The 24,337-nt window shown below is 36.2% G+C and carries 18 protein-coding genes and 2 pseudogenes; 8 read left to right on the forward strand and 12 right to left on the reverse strand.

Features of this window, described 5'->3' with window-relative positions:
- Positions 1-3: 3 nt before the first annotated feature.
- From IE155_RS14255 to IE155_RS14265, 3 genes are all read right to left on the reverse strand, one after another.
- A complete protein-coding gene (locus IE155_RS14255) occupies positions 4-444 on the reverse strand; it encodes a hypothetical protein (RefSeq protein ID WP_189378919.1) in 441 nt (146 codons plus the stop codon).
- Between the two features lie 163 nt (positions 445-607).
- Positions 608-2,356: a sodium:solute symporter family protein gene (locus IE155_RS14260; protein WP_189378920.1), complete on the reverse strand. Its 1,749-nt coding sequence runs from the start codon at positions 2,354-2,356 to the stop codon at positions 608-610.
- Positions 2,356-2,607, reverse strand: coding sequence for a DUF4212 domain-containing protein (locus tag IE155_RS14265; RefSeq protein ID WP_189378921.1), 252 nt, complete (start codon positions 2,605-2,607; stop codon positions 2,356-2,358). Before IE155_RS14265 ends, IE155_RS14260 begins: the two co-directional genes overlap by 1 nt.
- A gap of 284 nt (positions 2,608-2,891) precedes the next feature.
- On the opposite strand from IE155_RS14265, the gene IE155_RS14270 reads away from it, so the two are divergent.
- Both IE155_RS14270 and IE155_RS14275 read left to right on the forward strand, forming a co-directional pair.
- Positions 2,892-4,736: a putative nucleotidyltransferase substrate binding domain-containing protein gene (locus IE155_RS14270; protein WP_189378922.1), complete on the forward strand. Its 1,845-nt coding sequence runs from the start codon at positions 2,892-2,894 to the stop codon at positions 4,734-4,736.
- Between the two features lie 7 nt (positions 4,737-4,743).
- Entirely contained in the window at positions 4,744-5,442 is a 699-nt protein-coding gene (locus IE155_RS14275; RefSeq protein WP_189378923.1) for an exonuclease domain-containing protein, read from the forward strand.
- Between the two features lie 24 nt (positions 5,443-5,466).
- Here IE155_RS14275 and IE155_RS14280 read toward each other — a convergent pair whose 3' ends face one another.
- The 3 genes from IE155_RS14280 to IE155_RS14290 all read right to left on the reverse strand — a co-directional run bounded on the left by IE155_RS14280 (position 5,467) and on the right by IE155_RS14290 (position 8,487).
- Positions 5,467-5,718, reverse strand: a complete 252-nt coding sequence (locus IE155_RS14280) for an HP1242/YdcH family protein (protein ID WP_189378924.1) — start codon at positions 5,716-5,718, stop codon at positions 5,467-5,469.
- A complete protein-coding gene (locus tag IE155_RS14285) occupies positions 5,708-6,043 on the reverse strand; it encodes a TraR/DksA family transcriptional regulator (RefSeq protein ID WP_189378925.1) in 336 nt (111 codons plus the stop codon). Before IE155_RS14285 ends, IE155_RS14280 begins: the two co-directional genes overlap by 11 nt.
- A 158-nt stretch (positions 6,044-6,201) precedes the next feature.
- Complete coding sequence (locus tag IE155_RS14290; RefSeq protein ID WP_189378926.1) at positions 6,202-8,487, reverse strand: S9 family peptidase; 2,286 nt, start codon at positions 8,485-8,487, stop codon at positions 6,202-6,204.
- A gap of 354 nt (positions 8,488-8,841) precedes the next feature.
- Here IE155_RS14290 and IE155_RS14295 point away from each other — a divergent pair, with 354 nt between their 5' ends.
- Positions 8,842-9,876, forward strand: a complete 1,035-nt coding sequence (locus IE155_RS14295) for a DcaP family trimeric outer membrane transporter (RefSeq protein WP_189378927.1) — start codon at positions 8,842-8,844, stop codon at positions 9,874-9,876.
- Positions 9,877-10,099: 223 nt separating this feature from the next.
- Entirely contained in the window at positions 10,100-11,638 is a 1,539-nt protein-coding gene (locus IE155_RS14300) for a methyl-accepting chemotaxis protein (protein WP_189378928.1), read from the forward strand.
- 43 nt (positions 11,639-11,681) lie between these two features.
- Here the strand turns inward: IE155_RS14300 and IE155_RS14305 are convergent, their stop codons facing one another.
- A complete protein-coding gene (locus IE155_RS14305) occupies positions 11,682-14,006 on the reverse strand; it encodes a Tex family protein (RefSeq protein WP_189378929.1) in 2,325 nt (774 codons plus the stop codon).
- Between the two features lie 163 nt (positions 14,007-14,169).
- Between IE155_RS14305 and IE155_RS14310 the strand changes: the two are divergent.
- A pseudogene (locus tag IE155_RS14310) lies at positions 14,170-14,295 on the forward strand (transcription elongation factor GreB); the annotation flags it as partial.
- Between the two features lie 290 nt (positions 14,296-14,585).
- On the opposite strand, the gene IE155_RS14315 reads toward IE155_RS14310, so the two are convergent.
- The 3 genes from IE155_RS14315 to greB all read right to left on the reverse strand — a co-directional run bounded on the left by IE155_RS14315 (position 14,586) and on the right by greB (position 16,785).
- Positions 14,586-15,017 carry a hypothetical protein gene (locus IE155_RS14315; RefSeq protein WP_229817333.1) on the reverse strand — a complete coding sequence of 144 codons (432 nt, stop codon included), beginning with the start codon at positions 15,015-15,017 and terminating at the stop codon, positions 14,586-14,588.
- Positions 15,018-15,084: 67 nt separating this feature from the next.
- Positions 15,085-16,095 (reverse strand): alpha/beta hydrolase family protein, encoded by a 1,011-nt coding sequence (locus IE155_RS14320; protein WP_189378931.1) that lies wholly within the window; start codon positions 16,093-16,095, stop codon positions 15,085-15,087.
- A gap of 216 nt (positions 16,096-16,311) precedes the next feature.
- Positions 16,312-16,785 carry a transcription elongation factor GreB gene (gene greB / locus IE155_RS14325; RefSeq protein WP_189378932.1) on the reverse strand — a complete coding sequence of 158 codons (474 nt, stop codon included), beginning with the start codon at positions 16,783-16,785 and terminating at the stop codon, positions 16,312-16,314.
- 258 nt (positions 16,786-17,043) lie between these two features.
- Between greB and IE155_RS14330 the strand changes: the two are divergent.
- A pseudogene (locus IE155_RS14330) lies at positions 17,044-17,220 on the forward strand (GreA/GreB family elongation factor); the annotation flags it as partial.
- 7 nt (positions 17,221-17,227) lie between these two features.
- Here IE155_RS14330 and IE155_RS14335 read toward each other — a convergent pair.
- Positions 17,228-21,523 carry a PAS domain-containing protein gene (locus IE155_RS14335; RefSeq protein ID WP_189378933.1) on the reverse strand — a complete coding sequence of 1,432 codons (4,296 nt, stop codon included), beginning with the start codon at positions 21,521-21,523 and terminating at the stop codon, positions 17,228-17,230.
- Between the two features lie 171 nt (positions 21,524-21,694).
- Complete coding sequence (locus IE155_RS14340; protein WP_189378934.1) at positions 21,695-22,639, reverse strand: response regulator; 945 nt, start codon at positions 22,637-22,639, stop codon at positions 21,695-21,697.
- A 263-nt stretch (positions 22,640-22,902) separates the two neighbouring features.
- On the opposite strand from IE155_RS14340, the gene IE155_RS14345 reads away from it, so the two are divergent.
- Both IE155_RS14345 and IE155_RS14350 read left to right on the forward strand, forming a co-directional pair.
- Complete coding sequence (locus tag IE155_RS14345) at positions 22,903-23,838, forward strand: DUF3369 domain-containing protein (RefSeq protein WP_189378935.1); 936 nt, start codon at positions 22,903-22,905, stop codon at positions 23,836-23,838.
- Between the two features lie 34 nt (positions 23,839-23,872).
- Positions 23,873-24,337, forward strand: a complete 465-nt coding sequence (locus tag IE155_RS14350) for a methyltransferase family protein (RefSeq protein ID WP_189378936.1) — start codon at positions 23,873-23,875, stop codon at positions 24,335-24,337.

A 24,337-nucleotide genomic window follows, 5' to 3' on the forward strand; every position in this document is an offset into this window, starting at 1 on the left:
ATATTACCTATGAGTTTGGGTGATAAATTCAGCAATATACTTACCCCCCTTAATTTCAGTAATCAATCGTAGTTTATATTTATTTCCATGGTTAGCCACTAAATCAGCTAACGGTGTTTCTCGCTTCCAATAATACGGGTTATCTTTCATACCTAATTGATAAACAGTAGGCTTATTGTTTTCATCAACTAAAAATACCGTGGCAGTATCTAAAGGGTAAGTAGAATTTACCGTTGTAATACCTGCATGGTGTGTAACATTAACTTCAAATTCACCTGACTTTAAGACACATTGCTGGTTAATTACATCACAACTGCCCTCTACCTGTAATTCAATGACTTTATTTTCGTGTGCTTTATTTTCAAGATACATATCCGACAAAATATAGCCACCGAGAATTAATATTGGAGCAACAAAAAGCGCTGTTTTAGTATGACGATTCATTAATAATCCTATCGTTCTTTTGAATGTGTTTTTTATTAATAATAATTAGCTTAATCTACTTTTAATAGGCCTAGTTAAACTATCATAAACTAAGCTAATTATTATTGCTTTAGAAAATAAAGGCTCCGCTAATGGGAGCCTTTATAAAGGTTGTCACATTAATCTAATGATCATGTGCTTTCGCAATTTCACCGTGAGGTGTACGGAAGTTTGTTACCATTTGTTGGATATGAGCTGGCGCTGGGCCAGTAAATGTAAGGACGATAAATGCAACCGCAAAGTTCACTAATGCACCAACAGCCCCAAACGCATTAGGTGAGATACCGAAGAACCAATTTGGTCCCATGTCACCTAAGAACGAAGTACCATGAATAAACATAATCCCTTTGTGTTGGAAAACATATAGCATGGTTACACCAATACCTGCACACATACCTGACACTGCCGCTTTACCACTCATTTTCTTTGAGAATATTCCCATCATTAGTGCTGGGAAAATACTAGATGCAGCTAACCCAAAGGCGAGTGCAACAGTTCCTGCGGCAAATCCCGGCGGATTTAAACCAAGCCAACCAGACACTAACACGGCTATTGTCATTACTATACGACCTGTTAATAGCTCATTCTTTTCTGATAAGTTAGGCGTTAACACCCCTTTCATTAAATCATGAGAAATAGAGGAAGATATCGCTAATAACAAACCAGCTGCTGTTGAAAGTGCAGCAGCTAAACCACCTGCAGCCACTAACGCAATAACCCAGTTTGGTAAATTAGCAATCGCAGGGTTAGCCAATACCATAATGTCTTGATCAACTTTTACCATTTCATTGGTAGTTGAATCAGCAGTATATTGTACTTTGCCGTCGCCATTTTTATCTTCAAATTTTAGTAAGCCTGTATTTTCCCAGTCTTTAAACCACTGAGGACGTTCGTCATATACAAGGTTTTGACCTGCAGCTGGTTCAATCGTATTCATTAGGTTAAAACGCGCCATAGCACCAACAGCTGGTGCAACTGTATAAAGTAATGCGATAAATACTAGCGCATAGCCCGCGGATTGACGTGCTGCTTTAACACTAGGCACAGTAAAGAAGCGCATAATAACGTGAGGTAAACCCGCAGTACCGATCATTAATGACATGGTATAAGCGAACATATCAAGCGTACCACCCATATTAGCCGTGGTGTACTCTTTAAAGCCTAACTCAGTCACCACTGTATCTAACTTATCTAGTAAATAAACACCACTACCATCAGCAAGTGTAGAGCCTAAACCTAATTGTGGAATAGGGTTACCTGTTAACTGAAGTGAAATAAAGACTGCTGGAATGGTATAAGCAAAAATCAATACACAATATTGGGCAATTTGCGTGTAAGTAATACCTTTCATACCACCTAGTACCGCATAAACCCAAACCACAAACATACCAATATATAGGCCAAGTTCGTAGTCAACATCGAGGAAGCGAGAGAATGCAACACCCACACCTTTCATCTGGCCTATGATGTAAGTTAATGAAGCAAGAATTAAACATATAACGGCAACAATACGCGCCGTATTAGAATAATATCTGTCCGAAATAAATTCAGGTACGGTAAATTTGCCATGTTTACGCATATAGGGCGCTAAACACATCGCCAATAATACATAACCACCGGTCCACCCCATTAAAAATACTGAACCACCGTAACCTAAAAAGGCAATTAAGCCTGCCATTGAAATGAACGACGCAGCACTCATCCAATCGGCACCAATTGCCATACCATTTTGCATTGGTGTTACACCACCGCCAGCAACGTAGAAATCACTCGTTGACCCTGCTCGAGCCCACCATGCAATTGCAAAATAAAGTGCGAAAGAGCCCCCGACAGCAATCCACGTATAGATTTTTAATTCATCTACTCCGCTCATTACTCTTCCTCCACATTATGTTTTTTATCAAGATCGTTCATTTTCTTGGTATACCAGAAAATTAACGCTAAGAATGTATATATTGAACCTTGTTGTGCAAACCAGAAACCTAGTTTGTACCCACCTAGACGAAATTCATTCAATGGCTCGACTAAAAGTATACCGAAACCAAATGACACGACGAACCAGATAGCAAGACATATGAATATTAGGCGAAGATTATCTTGCCAATATGATGTGTTGTCTTCCATTATTCTCTCCTAGCAAAATTACTACTTGAACAATTGTTCTGTTAGTAACGCGTTTTATATTTATTAGTACGCTTGTTTACCTGTTATTGTAATTAGCAAAATTCGCTCTAAGGTGCTGTTCAAGTAGAACAAATCTTCATTACGAATTTTAGCTATGGTAAACACTATCAATCTTTTATCTGCCTAGGTATTAAACTTTAGTCTAGAGTGAGGTAATTAACGTTGACTTAGTTTAGCGATATACACTACAAACAATGCATAGCCCTAATAAACAAGGCACTTTTATGGAACATGAATTAACTGAAATAAATACATTTCTACATACCATCCCACCTTTTGATCAGTTAACGATAGAGATTATTGCCCAATTAACGAAAGCAATAACTATTAATTACCTACGTAAAGAAAGCCATTTACCGCCTAAAGGATGTGATGAAAAAACACTTTATATCATTCGAAAAGGAGCATTAGCTTATAGTTCATTACAAGGTGAATTATTAGGAAAATATGGAGAAGGTGATATTTGTAGTGTCTTTATTTTTCCTGATCAAATTGATGAAATAAAAGTGCATGCAGAAGAAGATACCTTGTTATATTGCTTACCCTTTTTAGCCTTTAGTAACATAACAGCGAACTTTAATAACGTTATTCGTTTTTTTGAAAATAGCGCTGAAGAAAGATTGAATACTCAAATGACGCAACTTAATGAGGACGCTATTTTATCTTCATCATTAATGGATACGTCTGTTAGTCAATTTTGTCATGGTCCTGTTGCAACTATTGAAAGTTACTGCACCATTCAACAAGCAGCTATCAAAATGACCGAGCTTAGCTTCTCATGCTTAGTGGTTATAGAAGCAGATAAACCTGTCGGTATTATTACTGATAAAGATATTAGACGTCGTTGTGTCGCCAAAGGTTTATCTTTCAACCAGCCTGTATCAGATATTATGACCAAAGATATGCTGACACTTAATGAAAACGATAGAGCCTACGATGCCTTAATGCTAATGACAGGTAAGCGTATTCATCATTTACCTGTAACTCAAAATGGCAAGTTAACTGCCATGGTAACCATTACTGACTTGATGAATAATGAAGGTCAAAATGCCATCAACATTACCAATATGATCCGCCGAGCAAGTAACCTTGATGAATTAAAAGTCATAAGTGCTCTACTACCAAAGCTTCAAGTTAAAATGGCAAAACTAGGAACAACAGCGGATCATATTGGTAAAAGCATCAGCGCCATAACAGCTGCATTAACCATTCGTTTAATTGAAATGGCCGAAGAAAAATATGGTCCTGCGCCTGCCCCATGGGCCTGGTTAGCTGCTGGTTCTCAAGCTCGGCAAGAGCAATTTGCCCATTCAGATCAGGACAATGCCATTATCTATTCTGATGATGTAATAACGGAAGATAAACCATGGTTTAAACATGTGGCCACTTTTGTCTCAGATGGGTTAGCGACTTGTGGTTTTATCTATTGCCCTGGCGACATTATGGCAACCAATACACAGTGGTGCCAGCCACAGTCTACATGGCATCAATATTTTGACCAGTGGGTAACCAAACCCAGACCACAAGCCTTGTTAAATAGCAGTGTCTTTTTCGATTTAGTGACAATTTATGGCGATAACTCGTTAATTGATCAAGTAAGAGAAAAGTTATTACAAAAGACTAAAGGTAATAGCTTGTTTTTAGCGCACTTATCCAGAAATGCACTAATGCTAAAACCACCACTCGGTTTTTTTAGAGACTTTGTTTTAATTTCAAATGGAAAAAATAAGGCGTCATTAGACTTAAAACATAATGGCATAGCACCAATTGTAGACTTGGCAAGAATCTATGCGTTAGCTGAAGGAATTGCAGCAACAAATACCATCGAACGTTTAAAGCTAGCCTCAGGAACGCCTTCATTAACTAAAGCTTCTGCCGCAAATTTGATAGATGCCTATGAATTTCTAGGAATTTTACGTATGAATCATCAAGCAACAAAAATTCAAGCAGGTGAAGCACCAGATAACTATCTCGCCCCTAAAAATATTTCAAAGCTTGAGCGGGAACATTTAAAAGATGCTTTTAAAGTAATAAAAACCATGCAAGATAATAGACAAACCACACTGTAGGATATTTATGTATAGTCATCATCCTTTATTTCGCTGGTTAATTGGCTACGAAGCCAAAAGAAAACGTGCATTTGCTAAAGCACCAGAAAGCCCTTTGAAGCGTTATTTAGCACACCCCTTACCCAGCCCTGATATGCCTTTAGATCAAATAAAGATACTCTCAGTAGATTTTGAAACAACTGGGCTTAATGCAGTTAATGATAAATTGCTCAGTGTTGGTTGTGTCGAAATATCTGAACAACAAATCGCATTAAACACTTGCTACCACAAAATCATTAATACACCAGACGACCTTGTACCAGAAAACGTTATCATTCATCAAATAACTGATGATCAAAAAGCTCGGGGAGCTCTATTAAAAGAAGTACTCGACGACCTTCTTAACGCCCTCGCTGGAAAAGTGATGTTAGTACATTTTGCCCGAATAGAGCGACAGTTTTTTCATCAGGCTTGTTTAGAGGTTTATGGTATAGCTGCGCCGATAGCTATGATTGACACCTTAGCCATAGCCAAACGAAAGCTCGATAAACGTGATGTTGCTTACGACCCTTCGGAGCTAAGGCTAAGTAATTTACGTCATGCTCATCAATTGCCACAGTATTCTGCTCATAACGCCCTTAATGATGCCATCGCCACTGCTGAATTATTATTAGCGCAGTTGTCTAAAATGCCAAACAACATTAAGTTAAAAGATATTTTATTATAACGGCACGATAATAATCTATCCTATTTAAGCTGTGGCTTTTGTTTTTTTAAGCATAGCAAAAAGCTGATCTTTTAAATTCAAACGCTGTTTCTTCTGTAATTCTAAATATTCATCAGTAGTATTTTCAACCCCTTGCTCGATACGATGAATTTCATGGTCAACCTCATGATATTCCTTAAATAAACGAGCGAAGTGGCCATCACTTATTTTTAAGTCGTGAATTTCTTTTTCAAATTCTGGAAATTCATTATGTAAGTCATGTTTTTCAATTGACATAGTTTTCTCCTAATTGTGCGCAATTAATACATAGTGTTGTATAAGGTAGAGCAGCTAATCTTTCAGGTAATATTTCACCATCACATTCAGCACACCTTCCGTATTCATTATTCTCTAAACGCAATAATGCGACTTTGATCAGCTTTAATTCAGCTTTTGCTTCTCGATGAATTTCATCTAATACTTCATCATTTTCACTTTCAGTAGTGTGCTCTGTAAAATCAGCAGATCGCCCCTTTTTAAAATCTGCCTCAATAGCTGAAATACGTTTAATCAATTCTTGTTGTTTGTTTTCTAATAATTCAAATACTTGTTGTGAATTCATCGCATTCTCCTCAATATGAATTCATCATAACTCATGTACTTTTGAATACTTTGATTTGGCACAATAAAACGTTAACTGTGTAACTTATTAATATTAAATTAAGTATTTTAGACACAAAAAAAAAGGAGCTTTCGCTCCTTTTAAATTTCTTGCTTAAACTATTTATTTAAACTAGTGAATACAAACTCTTTAGGGGGTGTTTCCCCCATTAAATGAGTTACAAAATAATCCCAGCGTTTACGTAACATAAAAGGCTCTCGCGAAAAACCATGGTTACGATTAGGTAACATAATCATGTCAAAATCTTTATTTGCTGCGATCAATGCCTCAACAACTACTAATGTGCTATAAGGCGGGACATTTGTATCCGTTGTGCCATGGGCAATTAATAGCTTACCTTTTAAATTTTTTGCAATAAGTTGATTAGCTTGGCTATCATAATTTGTACTGCCATCTTCTTTATTGACTAATGAGCCATGAAACTTTTCACCCCATTCATCTGCATAATTGCGGTTGTCATGATTACCCGCCTGCGAAACAGCTACACTATAAAAGTCTGGATACGTTAATAACGCTCTTGTAGATGCAAAGCCACCACCAGAGTGCCCCCAAATACCTACACGACTATCATCTATCCAAGAATATTTTTCCGCTAATTGTTGAATAGCCGCGACTTGATCTGGAATTCCACTATCACCCATATTGCCATAGTAGCCATCATGAAAGCTTTTTGAACGTCCCGGTGTTCCTAACGCATCAATTGCTATAACAATAAAACCTAATTCAGCTATAGCATTATGATCATTTCGAGACGCCTGAAAATGACGTCCTCGAATACTGCCCACTTGTGGACCTGGATATAGGTAATTGATCACAGGGTATTTCTTAGTTGCATCAAAATTAGAAGGTTTAAAATATAAGCCATGAATATCGTGCTCACCATTACGATCTTTCACAACAAAGGGAGTAGGAGCTTGCCAATTAGTTGCCACTAATTTGCTTATATCCATTTGTTCAATAATAAAGCCAGAACGAGATTCTGTACTACGAACAAACGTTTCGGCCGGTAAAGTTGGAGTTGAGGCAGTATCTACAAAGAATTTACCATCATGCTTTAATGTAATTTGATGGTGTTTTTTCTCGGGTGTTAACAGGGTTAATTCAGAACCGTCTTTCTTTATACTATATAAATAATGGAAGTAAGGATCACCACCTTCACGGCCTGCACCAGTAAAAATTAGCTTATTAGTATTCTCATCAACATGCAGAAGTTCAAGTACAGTCCAATCGCCTTGAGTAATAGGATGTTTAACTTTGCCTGTTTCTACGTCAATGAGGTACAAATGCCCCCAATTACTACGTTGTGAAAACCAAATGACTTCGTTCGTTTTCGACAAATACTGCCAACTAATACCACTTACACCTGACTCAAAGAAGGTTTTTACCGTTTCAGTAAAAATAGTTTTTACTTCACCCGTATTAGCGTTAGCAATTTTTAACGTGGCGTTTTTATGATCTCGACTGGAAGATACAAAAGCAAAACTTTGCCCATCTTCAGCCCAATCAATATCTAATAAACTGCCATCTCTCCCTGCAACATGATCAGTTATGGTTGACCGATGTGCATCAGGCTCCATATCAAGCTTCACAAGTTCACCGGTTTCAACATCAATAACCACGCGATGAATAGTAAAGATGTGTTCATCACCTGGGAGCGGATATTTCCAAACATCAATTTTAGGATGCCCAACAGCGGTTGATACTATTCCCATATCTCCAACTTTACGGCCATCATGCTTAAATGTTGTCAATTTTTTAGAATCAGGAGACCATTTTACAACAGGAGTATTTTTACGTATCCAACCTGCATTATTAGTTGCATACCCAAAATCTTTCATGCCGTCTGTCGTTAATTGTGTTTCCTTGTTATTCGATAGATCACGCATCCATAAATTATACTCGCGAATAAATACCGCTCTTTTACCGTTTGGAGAAACTAATTCGTTGGGCTTTTTTGTGTCTTTATCATGGCGGCACAAATAACTGTCCAAATCACATCGATAGTTATTACCGGTTACAGCAACATGCAGAATATTTTTTGCGTCAATATCAATTTGATAAAAAGGTAATTGATTTTCTTTTACTTCTGTTTCTGTGATGCGAGCTAAAGATTCAGCTAACTTCTTATGATTAAAAGCTAATGCTTTCTTTTGCGTATCAGCATTAACACTAAAAAATTGATTGCCATTTTTAGTAAAACTTCGATAGCTCAATTGACCGTTACTCATCCAACGTGGGTAATTAACCGTTCCCGTAACTAGCTTACTCGTTGTTTGTGATAAGCGTTGCTCAGCACGTTTGTAGTCACTTTCAGTGATTTTTTCCGCATTAATGGTTAACGATATCAATACCAATAGCGGAGTGAATGAAAGGATTTTCCTCATAACACATACCTTTTTATAATAATTATTGCTAATTGTAACAAGTCACGCCGTAGAGAAAAGTAAAATTCGTTAACCTGTTTAGATAAATAAGATTCTTATTATGGCTAGACTAGCTGAAGCTCACTACCACTAAAACGCTTTTATATAAAATAACCATTTGCTCATAAAGCTCACCAATCCCTAGACTAAAGTCTATAGCCAATTGGTTAAATCTTAGACTTAGGTCTAATTCCTAAATATCGAATAACTCTCTACCTTATTAAGGTCTTTAAAAATAATTTATAACGATAAAAAATAGTCAGAAAAGAACATTTTCTTTTCCAAGGCTAAATATACAGAAACGGGGAAGACAAAATGTTTAATAAGAAAAACCTATTAATGGCAACAGGATTGCTGGCTATTTCAAGCGCTGCAAATGCAGCTTACACCATAAAAATTAACGATACCGATAGCATTAGCTTTGGCGGCTATTTGCAAGCAGATGTTCGCTACGTTGATGGTAATGTCAATTCATATCTAGGTGATTTTTGGATTGGTAATGCTGCAGAAGGCGACGTTTCAAGCGTTAAATTCTCCGCCGCTTCTTCACGTTTAAACACTAAGTATGTTCACGGAGATATTACCGGCTTCGTAGAAATGGACTTTTATACAGGCACTGGGAATGAAGTACTTACAAATTCAATTAGCCCTCGACTACGCCACGCATTTATCAAGTACAAAAACTGGACTGTTGGTCAAACGTGGTCAACCTTTATGAATACAAGCTCTTTAGCGGAAGCTGCCGATTTTGGTGGCCCTTTAGTTGCATCAGCATTTATTCGCCAAACACAGATTCGTTATACCAATGGTAATTTCCAAGTCGCTATTGAAAATCCAGAATCTTACGGCGGAGATGCAAGTCAAGACTCTATACCAGACGTTGTCGGTAAATATACCTTTAACGGTGATTGGGGTAACATTTCAGTTGCAGCGGTTGCCCGTCAACTTAATACGGTAGGCGGTGAGTCTGAATCTGCACTGGCCTACGGTATTTCAGGTAAAATTAAAACTATAGGCAACGATGATTTTCGTTTTGCATTTCACGGGGGGAATGCCGGACGTTATGTTGGTGCAACAGCTGCTACCGATTTAGTAGGCGAAGAAGTTGAAGATGTAACTTCGATTATGGTGGCTTATCGCCATTTTTGGACTGAGACCTTGCGTAGTAATATTTTCTACGGTAATACTGAAACAGATGAGTCTGATCGTGATCGCACACATTGGGGTATCAACATATTTAAAAGTATAACTAAAGAATTATCTTACGGTGTTGAAGTTGGTAACTACGAAGTTGCTGATATGGATTTAGATTCTAACTATGCACAAGTTTCAATTAAATACGTTTTATAATAAGTTCTTGCGTTAGTTAACCTCTTTGAGGTTACCTTTGGGGAGGTTTATACTTCCCCTTTTTTATTCTATTAATTTCTCAATTACACATTGTTAACCAATAATAAATAACCGTCTGTTTCTATTATCTTTTAGTTTTGTAATTCTATTTGTCGGTATATATACTAGAATTGATTAATATGAAAATTTTTCATTATTTATAATTTTAATAGGTAAATCCAATATGACCCCAAAATTATCTGGTACTGAAGTTACTTTTCACGAGCAAGAACAATTAATTTCTACAACAGATCTTAATGGCACCATTACTTATGCAAATGATAACTTCTGCCGTATCGCTGGATATTCAAAAGAAGAGTTGCTCGGCCAACCACATAATATGGTTCGCCATCCTTACATGCCTAAAGCAGCATTTGCAGATATGTGGGGGAAATTAAAAAAAGGTGATTCTTGGAGAGGCCTAGTCGTTAATCGTTGTAAGAATGGTGATTATTACTGGGTTGACGCCTATGTAACACCAATATATGAGCAAGAAAATATCATTGGTTATCAGTCTGTGCGAGCTTTGCCAAAAAAAGAAGATAAGCGTGTTGCAACAGCACTATATCAACAGCTTAACGATGGTAAAAGCATTTCTGAATACTCTACCAATATCCCCTTAAAACGTATACTTTCTGCGGCAACCATTTTACTTAGCCTTATTTTTACTTATATAAATTTTGGTCTTTTTGCGTCTCTCATATCTCTTATTAGCTTTAGCCTATTAGCACTCATTTATTTAGAAGAAGTTATACAACTTCCAAAAGTGATTACGCGAGTGAAAAATAATTCTGACAGTATTTCTCGTTATATTTTTTCAGGAAAAGGGATCTCTTCATTACTCAATTACCCCTTCCTGATGCAAGAAGGTAAAGTACGAACCATTTTAGGTCGTAGTAGAGATTCAGGTGTTAAATTAACCTATTTAGCCAATGAGCTTGGTCAAAGTTCACAACAAACACTAACAGGATTAATTGAAGAAAATCATCAACTGACACAATTAGCAACGGCAATTACACAAATGAGTGCGACCATTGGAGAAGTTAGCCAAAATACAACAAGCGCTTACGATCAGGTAATTGAAATAGTGAGTGAATGTGATCATGCTATTACCGCAATCACATCCACAGAAAGTAAGATTACTCATCTCTCGCATGAAGTTGAAGAAGCGGCGTCTACTGCTACGGTGTTAGTTGATGATGCTAATAAAATTTCTACTATTATGAGTGAAATTCAAGGTATAGCCGATCAAACTAACTTACTCGCCCTAAATGCAGCAATTGAAGCAGCTCGTGCTGGAGAGCAAGGGAGGGGATTTGCAGTGGTTGCAGATGAAGTTCGCACTTTAGCAAGCCGGACTCAAGTGGCTACCGAACAAATACAAAAATCTGTTGTTGAATTACAAAATACACTACAGCAATGGAGCCAAGTAATGCTGACTAGTAGAGACAATGCCAATATTTGTGTTGAAGATGCATTAATCGCAAAAACTAATATGGATAAAGTAAAAGTAATGGTTGATACGATTAGTGGGATTACTGCTCAAATAGCTACAGCGACAGAAGAGCAAAATGTAGTCGCCGAGCAAATTAATGAAAATATCCATAGTATTGACAATATTTCAAGAGCTAACACCTCGAGTGCAGAAACAGTGACACAAAACAGTACTGCAGTAAAAGGCAATGCCAAATCTCTAGAACTACTTAGCTCTACATTCAGGTAGAAGAAAACAACTTGAGTTAACCACTCTTTCGGTTAGCTCAGCCTTATTTTTTTAACTTTGCAAAAGCATCGGCAAACGCATTTCCCATCATTGCATTTGACGGTGTTTTTTCTATCTTACTTGGTGCTACTTTTGTTTTACGGTTACCTTGTTGTGCTTTTTCAGGTGATTTAGCAGGCTTAGTTGTAGCCGTTGAAACAGCTTCATCTAAACGCATTGTTAAACTTATACGCTTACGTGGTACATCAATTTCTGTAACTTTTACTTTAACAATTTCTCCTGCTTTAACCACTTCGCGTGGGTCACTTACAAACTTATTCGTTAAAGACGAAATATGTACTAAACCATCTTGATGAACACCAATGTCAACAAATGCACCAAAATTAGCCACATTTGAAATAACGCCTTCGAGTATCATTCCAACTTCAAGATCATTTATAGTGTTAATGCCTTCTTTAAAACTCGCTGTTTTAAACTCAGGTCGAGGATCTCTTCCTGGTTTTTCCAATTCTGCGATAATATCTTTTACGGTAACTTCACCAAACTGTTCATTAGTAAAGCTTTTGATATCCAACTGCTTAAGCTTTTCACTATTGCCAACAACCTCAACAATTTCTGTGTTAAGTTGCTTGATCATGTTTTCTATTATTGGATAAGTCTCAGGATGTACCCCTGAAGCATCTAATATATTTTCACCATCACGAATACGTAAAAAGCCAGCCGCTTGTTCAAAGGCTTTAGGGCCCAATCGAGCCACTTTTTTCAGCTCTTTACGATTATTAAAACGGCCATGCTCATCTCGATAGGCAACAATATTAAATGCCATAGTTTTATTAAGCCCTGCTACACGTGTTAATAGTGCAATGGAAGCACTATTGACATCAACACCTACGGCATTTACACAATCTTCAATGACATTATCTAATGATTGGCTTAATTGGCTTTGGCTAACATCATGCTGATACTGGCCAACTCCAATAGCTTTTGGATCAACTTTTACCAATTCAGCTAATGGGTCTTGTAAACGTCGAGCAATGGACACCGCTCCGCGTAATGAAACATCAAGATCTGGAAATTCTTTTGCGGCCAATTCTGACGCAGAATAAACGGAAGCGCCCGCCTCGCTAACAATAAGCTTATTAGGTTTATTATTTTCTAACTCTTGAATAGCTTCTGCTACCAACTTGTCACTTTCGCGCGAGCCAGTACCATTGCCAATAGCAATTAACTCAACTTTATGTTGCTTACATAAATTAACAATTGTACGTTTTGATTTTTCCCAATTATTTTGTGGTGCGTGTGGAAATATTGTCACTGTTTGTAAAAGTTTACCGGTTGCGTCAACAACAGCTAGTTTACATCCGGTTCTTAAACCAGGATCTAAACCCAAAGTAACTTTAGCCCCTGCTGGTGCTGCTAATAATAAGTCTTTTAAGTTTTCTGCAAAAACTTTAATCGATTCCGTTTCAGCTCTATCTCGTAATTGACCTAATAACTCAGTTTCTAAACTTAATGAAAATTTAAGTTTCCATGCCCAACGAACTACTTTAGTTAAAAAAGCGGCCCCCGCTTGTTGTGACAAATTTAAACGATAATGATCATGAATAATTTGTTCCGCACTTGAATAATTCGTATTTTCTTGCTGAGGATCAACATTTAGTGCTAACTGTAAAAAACCTTCATTGCGCCCGCGAAGCATAGCTAACGCGCGATGAGATGGTACTTTATTAAGGAGCTCACTGTGTTCAAAATAATCTCGATACTTTGTCGCATCTGATTTTTTTTCCTTAATAACAGTACTCGTTAAATGCGCTTGTTTTAATAAGTGATTACGGAGTTTAAGTAAAAGATCAGCATCTTCACTCATACGCTCAATTAAAATATAACAAACCCCATCAAGTACTTGTTTTTCATCTGTGTAACCTTTTTCCTTATCAATGTAAGCGATCGCTTCATTTTCGGGATCAAGTTGCCAATCACTAAACAACTTATCTGCTAATGGCTCGAGCCCAGCGTTAATAGCCATTTGTCCCTTTGTTTTACGCTTGGGGCGATAAGGTAAATATAAATCTTCAAGACGAGTTTTATTATCAGCCGTCTGTATTTGCTTAGACAATTCTGGGGTGAGTTTATTTTGTTGTTCTATGGTTGCCAAAATCACTTGTCGGCGGTCATTAAGCTCACGTAAATAACTTAAACGTTGCTCTAAATGACGCAGATGATTGTCATCTAAACCATTAGTTGCCTCTTTACGGTAACGTGCGATAAATGGCACAGTCGCACCATCGTCAAGTAAATTAATTGCAGCATTTATTTGTGATGTTTTAACGTTAAGTTCTTGAGCAATTTGTTCGGCAATACACGTCATCTAACTATTATCCTAATGATAAAATTTATAAATATTTAAAATTGACATTGGCTTGATAATTTTTCACCTTATTCTGATAATAAATAAACAGTAAAAATCAACAACCCCTAATATAATGCCGCATAGTATAACGCTTTAACGGCAAATTATTAGTAACTTTTAAATGAAAAAATCAAATTACATTACCCGCGAAGGCTGGGACCGGCTTGATAAAGAGCTAAAATATTTATGGAAAGAAGAACGCCCTCGTATTACTCGTTCTGTATCTGAAGCCGCGGCTTTAGGTGAACCGCCCAAATATAGATTTCTAATTTAATCGTCAATGAAGATAAATGTCTGAACCTTTACGATAAATAAATGGCTTTATGAATGCTCCATCTTGTATGCTAGGTAAAATAGTCCACAAAATCATTCGTTGTTTCATTATATCCCCTTTCTCCTTATACAATTTAGCAAGCACAAGAAAACCCACAACTAATGAAAGTTTAGATGAATCGTAGATTTTTTCTTTGTTGTCAAAAAGTGTTTTTAAAATATAAGTTTGCAGCAAGGCTTTGAAGGTTTCATTGTTATAGATACTTAAGGACATTTTTTTATCTCAGGATTCACATATCTCTCTTTATCAATGTACTCTGCTAAATTAGTTTTAGCTTCTATTACCGACTCTATAAATTGATAGGCTTTAAATACCCCTTTAGCTCCTTTTTCTTCTATGGCACTTAATAATAGACTGTTTGGACAACCAGGATTTACTTCAAAAAAAGAGTTTTTCCCTCCGACATTTTCACGATCAGGTAACATTTCAATCAATAAAATAACAATAGCATCATGACATTTAGCTATAGCCGAAATATCATCTACAACCTGCTTACTCATATTTACTAGGTCTACTTCATTTAGACGATCTTGCATAGAAATCAACCTATAAAGCTCATCATAGTAGGGATTATGGTATTCTTTTATCAGTAAAGGAATACTATGCTTTTTTTCAAATTCTATTGCGTCAGCCACAAAAGGAACACTACACATTACCACAAAAAAAACTCTAATAAGAAACCAGTACATAGCCTCCATCAAATTACAACTTTGCCTTAAACCAGCTGATAACTCTATGTATCATTTCGCGCTCATTTACGTTGATGATATGTCCGTCTTCCTTATAAATTTCAAGTTCATAAGGATGCTCACGATTTTCAAGCAGGCGGGCTAAATCTGTCGCATTCCTAACAGAAACCTTTTCATCCTTGGCACCATGAATTAGCAAAACAGGAACATCTTTAGGTAAATCATCTACCCAATAAACTACCGATCTTTCTTTTAACTGCTTAACACTTGCTAGAGCGTAATTAGGGATGCGTTTAGAATATACCTCCTCCATTTCTGGTCTTTCTTTTAAGTTCGTAATCAAGTTTGTTGGCGCGGCTATAGTAGCAATAGCCTTGATCTTTTTTGTCTCAGCAAGCGCCCTTAATACTAAAAACGACTGCATTCCCCCTCGACTTGCACCATACATTCCAACCCTAGCCTCATCTGCAGGGGCAATAAAAGGCAATAGCTCTAATAATGAAATAACATCATCAACATCTTTTCCACCAAATTCATCCGTTCGCTCCTTTGAACCTCCCGCTACGCCACTATACTGCGTGCCGATCACAACAAAGCCTTCAGAGGCAAAAGGAAATATATTTTTCATCTGAGAAATAAAACTAACAGCACTAAAATTTCCATTACCACCACGGTTATAAATTAATACCGGCAAGTCACCACTAACGTTTTTTGGATGGGCATAATATCCTCTAACTTCCTTGCCATCGACTTCATAAGTAAAGTTCGAGCAATGTAATGTTTCCAAATATCGATTAAAATCGCTTTTAGAAAACTTACTATCGAACCAATTCATTACCATTTTTTCTCTTTGTTCAGCATTGGGTCCCTTTGAATTCTTACCCCTTATAAACTCTCGCCAAGAATCGTAACTAACAGTAACCCCATCAAAACAATTACTTTCATCCTTAAACAGTGTTGCTGCATTTACAACGGATACATATTGTCCTAGCAATAACATAGATAATAATACTACCAACTTCATGTCTTAACCCTTCCCTCTAAATACATATTTACTAACTCAAACCTTGGAACTTCAGTTACATCTCTTTTCCTCTACAGACATACCCTATAGCACTTAAAACGGCTTGAGATCTATGAGCGATTATCACTCTAGTTATATCCAAATCGGCAATAGCCATATAATCATCAACGATTTACCTATTTGTTTTTTTATAAAGCTTATTGGCTAATTGCTCTGTTAATTTTGGTAATTTATAGAATTCACATACCATACAACGTTACCAGTGGGTGTTTTGACTACTACTTCATTATCTACCGTTTTTTTTAAACAGGCCCGCGCCATTGGAGAATCAATAGATATATAATCATTTCGCCCGTAAATTTCCTCTGGTCCGACAATGCGAAATTGAAGGGTTTTACCGTCATCATTTTCTAGTTCAACCCATGCTCCAAAAAAAACTTTGCCGTCTTGTTGAGGGCTATAATCAACTATACGAATATCTTCAAGAGTTTTAGTTAAGTACCTAACTCGCCTATCAATTTCACGCAATTTACGCTTATTTTCTTTATAATCTGCGTTTTCAGAACGATCACCAAGACTAGCAGCCCACGCAACTTTTTGAGTAATTTCTGGACGCTCTATTTTCCATAAATATGTCAATTCTTCTTGTAATTTGGTGTAGCCTTCTCTGGTGATCAGTTTAGTTTTCATTTAAATAGGGCCTTCTAAATATCTTAATGCTTTTCAACACATCCACTATGGTAGGTTTAAATATAATTTTATTTTTCAACAACTACCCCACCAGTATTTCATTGTAATAAATACCCATTTCGTCTTATATAAGTTAGATAATATGTATTCAAATATAGTTCTATCTAATAATGTTAATGTATTATATTCATCTATAAACTCATTGTGTAGTAGTCACATAGCACCTGACTTAAAACCAACCATTTTAACAAGCAAGAAGTACGCTACCGCTTGGTTGGCCCTGATGAGAGGGACGTTAAAAATGGATAAATTAGTATCGACTCGCCAATGGCTAGAGCGCTACTCGGCAAACAAGTCGATGACGAAATAGTCGTAAAAACACCAGATGGTGAGAAATTTTTTGATATTATCGCAATTAGTTATCAGCGCAATTAATCATCGGCTAAACGATTAAAAAACGCTGTAAACGTTCAATTACTTTATCTTTATTAATTGGCTTTGAAAGGTAATCGTTCATACCTGCCGCTAAACATTTCTCTTGGTCTCCCACCATAGCATTAGCGGTCATAGCTACCACAGGAATACTTCGGTAACGCTCGCCTGCAGTAGCATTTCTTATTTCTATTGTTGCTTGATAACCATCCATTTCAGGCATTTGGCAATCCATAAAAATGAATGTGTAAGGTTTGTCATCACTACTTTCTTTTAATTTAACTAAGGCTTCGACACCATTATTAGCAATGTCACACGAAAGTCCTAACTTTTGTAACACTCCCTGAGCCACCATTTGATTGACGCGATTATCTTCTACTAATAATATTTTGGCATTTTCTGGCCAGCCATAACTATGCCCTTTCGCTTTATCCGCCCTTTTTTGCTCGTGGGAAATTTTTAACTCTTCCTGCTTAATTTCATTTTCTAAAGCGGTAAGTGCTAATATTAAATCAGAAGAAATAGCCGGCTTGGAAAAATAATGGTCAACTTCTAATTCAGCTAAGTGTTCTGCTGTCACTCTCGCCGCCATTGGTGTCATCAATACAATCTTTATTTGCTGATAGTTAGCTTGGTTTTTTAAATAAGTTAAAATATTACGCTCGCTGGTAGCAAACATGTCATAACTAATAATAATTAAGTTAAAAGGTTGATGCTTTTCATTTTGCGTTTGGCATAATGCAAATACATCTTTTTCTGTTGATGCTGATTGTGCATTTAACTGCCATTTTTGTAACTGTCGCTGGATAGTTTGCGCATTGGCCAAGTGACTATCGACAACCAATATTTGTGCATTTTTTGCTGCTTTGCAACACAATGATGAAGTTTCATTTTTGGCTTTATTTAACACGATATTACCAACAAAATTGCTCCCTTGAGCTGAGCTATTTTGTAATGCAATACTACCTTGCATGCATTCACAGAGTTTTTTTACAATAGCTAAGCCTAAACCTGTGCCGCCATATTCCCGCGTAGTAGATGCATCAACTTGGCTAAATGCTGAGAACAATCTATCCTGTTTTTCTTTTGCTATTCCAATACCTGAATCTTGTACTTCAAATGATAACTGCCACTCTTCTTGAGAATAAGAGGTTAACTTTAATCGAATAAATATTTCACCCGTTTTTGTAAACTTAATCGCGTTACTGACTAAATTAGTTAATATTTGTCGAATACGATTTGGATCACCCTTCACTTTACTCTCACTAACTTCAACTAAATCTAAAATAAGCTCTAAACCTTTATCTTGAGCTTGCAATGCCATAGCTTTAGCAAAGTCACCTACCATTTGATGTAAATCAAACTCAATGTTTTCAAGTTCAAGTTTATTGGCGTCTATTTTAGAAAAGTCGAGAATGTCATTGATCAAAACAAGTAATGAATTAGCACTTTCTTTAGCAATAACCACACGATGCTCTTGTTCATTGGTAAGGTCAGTATCATTTAATAACGATAACATGCCAATAACACCATTCATTGGTGTTCTAATTTCGTGGCTCATACTCGCTAAAAATTCATTTTTAGCTTTTACAGCGGATTCAGCTAACACTTTAGCTGAAATTAATGCTTGTTCATTCTCTACGCGATCGGTAATGTCATAATTAGTGCCAATTATCGATATTGCTGAACCTTGTTTGTCATAACTGACAATACCAGACGCTTTAAGGTGACGAATTTCACCATTTGGCCAAACAATACGAAATTGGGTATCTAGCTTAGTATTTCCTGCTATCGCTAGTTGCAATTCTTGCGTTGCTAATTCAATATCGTCAGGGTGTACACAGCTACCCCATGTACTGAGTTTTTGGTCAAATTCACTCTCTTTTATGCCATAAAGTTTACAAACCCAACTGTCCCATTCAAGGACATCATCAATTAAGTCATATTCCCAAATACCAAAACCAGCATCATCTGCCGCCAACTTCATGCGTCGATTATGTTGAACCCGCTGTGTTTCAGATTCTTTTTGGTCTGTAATGTCTATCATGGTGCCAATAATCCGTTTGGGTTTACCATCACTTTCAAATTCAACCGCTTTTCCTGTATCTAACACCCAAACCCAATGCCCTTTTTTATGCTGCATTCTTATTTCACAGATATAAAAATCATCGTTATTATGATGATAAGAAGCATCAAGCTTTTCTTGAAGTAAATGTACATCTTCTGGATGCGCACGTGACAACCATGTATCACGTGTTACTGGCGTTAACTCTTTAATTGTATAACCAAGAATGCTTGCCCAACGATCATTAATAATGATTTTGTCTACATCAATAAGCCAATCCCAAATACCTACGCCTGTGGACTGTAAAACAAACTCTAACCGCTTATTGCTATCATTAAGTGATTGCTGTGCAGAAATTCGTTCATTGATATCCTGAAATGAACCATATAGTCGTACACATTCACCATGTTCAAGTACTGCTTTGCAACGCGCAGATACCCAAAGGGATTCACCACTGGTATTGACAATTTGTAGCTCGGTATCAAATGAAGAGCCATCACTCATGACTTTTTCTACTAGAGCTTGAATTTTTTCGCGACTTTCTCCTTCTTTATAAAAATTCATCGCACTTTCTAAACTTGGTTCAAAGTCATCTGATACCCCATGGATCTCACGTACAACTTTCGACCAGTAAACCTTATCGTTAACTAAATCAACCTCCCAAGCACCAATTCGAGCTTGCTCTCCCATTTGTTCAACTAATGTATGTTGTGAGTTTAGCTCTTGCTCATGCGCTAAACGCATTAGTTCTAAACCGACCCAGTTAGCAAATAATTGTATTAACTCTAACTCTCTATCGGTAAATGGGCTTGGGGATGATTCTGGCCCTGAAAAGTTTAAAGTGCCAAAGCATTTACCGCCCACATAAAGCGGTACACCAATATAACTTTCTAAACCAAAGTCTTGATAACAGGGATGATTAGCAATACGGCTTTGACCTGCATGATGAAAAGCAACAGGGCTATTTGAAGTTAGGGTATGTGAACAATATGTATTTCCTACTTCAAAAACATCACCAGGATTAATTTCATTATTGGGCACATGACAATAAAGCACTTTATATTCTTGTTCATTGATTTGACTAATAATGCCTAAAGGCAACTTAAATAACTGGGTACCTAAAGCAAGTAATCTTTGAATTTTTTCATCAATAGATTTATCAACACTTGAGGTAATTTGATGTAATTGGTTTAAAGCAAGCTCTGTTTGTTTAATGCCATTAATATCATTTTGCATAACGATAAAAGAATCTATTTTTTGGTTATGCTTTTTTATTGGAACAATAGTTGTATCTAGCCAAAGTTCCTGACCACTTTTAATTTTATTAATTGACTGTCCACGCCAAAATTCTTGTTCTAGACACTCTCTAAAGATGTTTTTAAAGTCTTCAGGTTGATAAGAATCGCCACAAATTGAAAAAATATTCTTATTGAGTATCTCATCCTCTTCATATTGATAAAAATCAGTAAAACGTTGATTAATACACGTTATCTCGCCCTGAATACTAAAACGAAATACAATTGCATGAAGATCAATAGCAAGCTTTAATTCTTCTTTTGCAATTTGGCTGTCCAACATTTCTTGATAATTTTCTTCAATACCCCGTTGCATAGGTCGAAAAAGTTGCCAATAAATAATACATAGTGAAACAACAACACCAAGCCAAATAAAAACGCTAATGACCTGGATTTCTACTGCCTTACTCTGAGAGTTTTTTTCTAATAATTGTACGACAGCATCTAGATCAATTAGAATTTTCTCAATAGTTTCCGGATGAAACTGTTCTTCGATAATAGCATTCGCTTCATTTAATCCTTTTGTATTACTTAACTTGATAGCGGCTTGAATGTATAAATTAATTCGGGCTTTTAACGCATTAGAAAAGGGAACGAGTTTGCGATCTAATGGCAATAGCCATTGATTAACTTGGGCATATATTAACTTAGATAAGTAGGCTTGAGCTTGCTCAAACTCAACTGCTGTTTGCTGTAAGCGTTCCCTTGTATGCTCATTAACACCAGCACCTTTCATTACATTTATATGATGTTGTGCTAATAGAGCTATTTTCTGAGAGTACATTCTCTGACTACCGGCAATATCAATAATTTCAGCAACTTTTTCTTGTTGGTGAATTAGTGCTATTAATAAAAAATAGGAAACTGTTACCAGAACCCCAATCAAAGTAAGGGCTAGCTTATTTTTGGATTTTACAGTTCGATGTAAATTTTTTACGGCAGGCATGGCCTTCTTCGTTTGTCTAAGTACTTTGATGATATACACTACTGTATCGGAATGTATTAGTTTTTAAAATGTAAAATTTAAAAATACAGGTAAAGTGATCAAAAACTATCATAAATAAAAAAGAGGCTTTCGCCCCTTTTTTATCGTCTTACTCAATTAAGCTCTTATTAATTACGCTATTTTTAAATAATCTTTAATTATTTCAGCACCGCTATCTGCTTGAATTGGCTTGAAAATAAAGCCTGAAATTCCTAGATCTTTACACTTATCAACTAAGACTTTATCTGTCACAGATGAAAGCATAACAATTGGCACATTTGAACCAGCCGCTCGTATTTGTCGTAAAGCTTCGTCACCATTAACCTCACCCATTACAACATCCATAAACATAAAATCTGGCGATTCCGAGGCGACCATTGTAACTGCACTAGCGCCATCATCTGCTTCAATAACATTATGGTAACCAAGTTGCGCTAAATAACGCTTTAGTGCCTTTCGAATCATTGCACTGTCATCTACTAATAAAATCTTACTGCTTGTCTCTAATGTTGTAGTATGCGTATTTTCAATACCACGACTTTCTTCACGCTTGATGCCGACTTGTTGATAGTCAACACTACGTACAAGTAGATTAAAGTAATAACGCCCGACACCTTCAACTGTAATTGGCACAGTAACAACCTCTGTAACGCCTGCTAAATACTTCGCCATATCACTAACATCATGCACAAAATAAGGACTAGAAAAATTATATTCTAAGCTGTATCGACCATGTAAATCGGTAGAACGGCCAACAATAGTGTTACCCCATTCGGCTAAGGCATTACTCAGCTCTTCTGTAATTTCTGTATGCTCATATTTCTCATCAAACATTTTTTCACAAACAGAATTTCCTATTGCGATAGCTGTTTCAGGGTAATGATGCATCATAATTACGCCATCTAAATTCCCTGTAACATCAGAGCAGACCGCATAACCTTTAAATCGAAAATCATCAACATTATCAATAAAAGGATCGCCTGCAGTACCTTGTAAATTAGTCATCGCTTTTAAACTAGCGATTGACTCTGTAATAAATGGATAGAGAATGACTTTATATATAGTGTCTACAGACATAAGTTTACCTTAGGTTTTTGTTATTATTTCGCACCAAATTACTAAACCCAAATCTTTAATGCAAGTAAGCAATGTATATGACTACTCTTTTTATCTTCTAATCTTCAACTTCAAGGGGTAGAGTTATGCACTAAATAACTCGCACAAATAAAATTATCGGCATACACTAGAAGTACTTAACAATAATACTGAACAATGAATAACTGTTGATTTTTCAGACTTTTTTTAAATATAACATCAACGGCCCAGAGTAAGGATTAGATGTGGATTGGTTAGCAGAAGATACAATTACTACAACAGATAACACATTACCCCCGTGGAAAGTGGTTATCGTTGATGACGATGACGAAGTACACAAAATAACTAAAATGAGCTTAAGTTCATTTGAATTTGAGCATAAAAAACTTGAGTTTATTCACCTCTATAGTGGCAAAGACGCAAAAAAATATTTTTCACAGCACGATGATATTGCTTTAGTTTTTTTAGATGTTGTGATGGAATCTGATCACGCAGGTCTTGATGTTGTAAAATATATTAGAGAAGAATTAGATAACCATTACACCCGTATAATTTTGCGAACCGGTCAACCAGGTACAGCCCCGCAAAACGATGTCATTAAAAATTATGATATTGATGGCTATAAAGAAAAAACCAAAACAACTATCAGCACATTAAATCATGCTATCCATATTGCTTTACGTTCATATCGAGATTTAATTCGTATAAAAAACTATCAGAAGGGCCTAGAAGCGTTAATCGATTCCATCAATAATATGACGCAAATTGACAGTGTAATAGACCTGTCAAATGCTGTATTACAACAAATTAAAAGTGTGCTTAATACAGAAAACACCCACTTTTTAATAAAAGATAGTGCCGCTTTTTCAATGATCAGATCTAATAATAATCATTGGAACCTTTCTATTAACGAATCAAAAGCATTATTTGTTGATGACAGTAAGCTGATACAAAATACTCAGCCGATAGTAATGCATGCACAGCAGTGTTTTGCTAATAAAACTCACGTTATAGCACCACCATATTATTGTTTCTACTATCAGTCTAAACGCGGCACTGAAACAGCTTTTGTCATAAAATGTTTAGGTGATTTAAATTCAATGTCACATAAACTTATTAAATTATTTTCTATTAATATGATACTAACCATTGAAAATTTATTAATAGATAAAAATAGTTAATTTGAGCATATTAATTACCTTAATAAATAATAACATGATGAAGCATTTTGAGCTGAAAATTCCACCTTTACTCGTATTAGTATGCTTTGCAGGTTTTATGTGGCTAACAGCACATGTATTTGAGCAACAAACTATTGATATCAAATATAATATATTAATTTCATTAAGCTTTTTATCATTAGCGTTTCTCATACTTCTCGCTAGTAGCTACCGTTTTAAAAAAGCAAAAACAACGGTAAACCCTATAAAACCCGATAATAGCTCATCACTAGTAACTTCTGGTATATATGGTTTTTCTCGAAACCCAATGTATTTAAGTTTTGCAATGATGTTAACCGCTTTGGGGATTTATCTTTCAACAATTCAGGCGTTGGTATGCGTTCCTGTATTTGTTGTATTTATAAACCAATTTCAAATTAAGCCGGAAGAAAAGGCCCTATTACAAATATTTGGTAATGCGTATAGTAACTATAAAAAAAGTGTACGAAGGTGGCTATAA

Origin of the sequence: Thalassotalea profundi (genome assembly GCF_014653195.1) — a bacterium.
In the GTDB taxonomy this organism is placed as follows: domain Bacteria; phylum Pseudomonadota; class Gammaproteobacteria; order Enterobacterales; family Alteromonadaceae; genus Thalassotalea_B; species Thalassotalea_B profundi.

What these genes read in the sequence shown, in the direction of transcription:
- IE155_RS14255 (WP_189378919.1), bottom strand. Translation starts at nt 444, where the DNA reads ATGAATCGTCATACTAAAACAGCGCTTTTTGTTGCTCCAATATTAATT.
- IE155_RS14260 (WP_189378920.1), bottom strand. Translation starts at nt 2,356, where the DNA reads ATGAGCGGAGTAGATGAATTAAAAATCTATACGTGGATTGCTGTCGGG.
- IE155_RS14265 (WP_189378921.1), bottom strand. Translation starts at nt 2,607, where the DNA reads ATGGAAGACAACACATCATATTGGCAAGATAATCTTCGCCTAATATTC.
- IE155_RS14270 (WP_189378922.1), top strand. Translation starts at nt 2,892, where the DNA reads ATGGAACATGAATTAACTGAAATAAATACATTTCTACATACCATCCCA.
- IE155_RS14275 (WP_189378923.1), top strand. Translation starts at nt 4,744, where the DNA reads ATGTATAGTCATCATCCTTTATTTCGCTGGTTAATTGGCTACGAAGCC.
- IE155_RS14280 (WP_189378924.1), bottom strand. Translation starts at nt 5,718, where the DNA reads ATGTCAATTGAAAAACATGACTTACATAATGAATTTCCAGAATTTGAA.
- IE155_RS14285 (WP_189378925.1), bottom strand. Translation starts at nt 6,043, where the DNA reads ATGAATTCACAACAAGTATTTGAATTATTAGAAAACAAACAACAAGAA.
- IE155_RS14290 (WP_189378926.1), bottom strand. Translation starts at nt 8,487, where the DNA reads ATGAGGAAAATCCTTTCATTCACTCCGCTATTGGTATTGATATCGTTA.
- IE155_RS14295 (WP_189378927.1), top strand. Translation starts at nt 8,842, where the DNA reads ATGTTTAATAAGAAAAACCTATTAATGGCAACAGGATTGCTGGCTATT.
- IE155_RS14300 (WP_189378928.1), top strand. Translation starts at nt 10,100, where the DNA reads ATGACCCCAAAATTATCTGGTACTGAAGTTACTTTTCACGAGCAAGAA.
- IE155_RS14305 (WP_189378929.1), bottom strand. Translation starts at nt 14,006, where the DNA reads ATGACGTGTATTGCCGAACAAATTGCTCAAGAACTTAACGTTAAAACA.
- IE155_RS14320 (WP_189378931.1), bottom strand. Translation starts at nt 16,095, where the DNA reads ATGAAGTTGGTAGTATTATTATCTATGTTATTGCTAGGACAATATGTA.
- greB (WP_189378932.1), bottom strand. Translation starts at nt 16,785, where the DNA reads ATGAAAACTAAACTGATCACCAGAGAAGGCTACACCAAATTACAAGAA.
- IE155_RS14335 (WP_189378933.1), bottom strand. Translation starts at nt 21,523, where the DNA reads ATGCCTGCCGTAAAAAATTTACATCGAACTGTAAAATCCAAAAATAAG.
- IE155_RS14340 (WP_189378934.1), bottom strand. Translation starts at nt 22,639, where the DNA reads ATGTCTGTAGACACTATATATAAAGTCATTCTCTATCCATTTATTACA.
- IE155_RS14350 (WP_189378936.1), top strand. Translation starts at nt 23,873, where the DNA reads ATGATGAAGCATTTTGAGCTGAAAATTCCACCTTTACTCGTATTAGTA.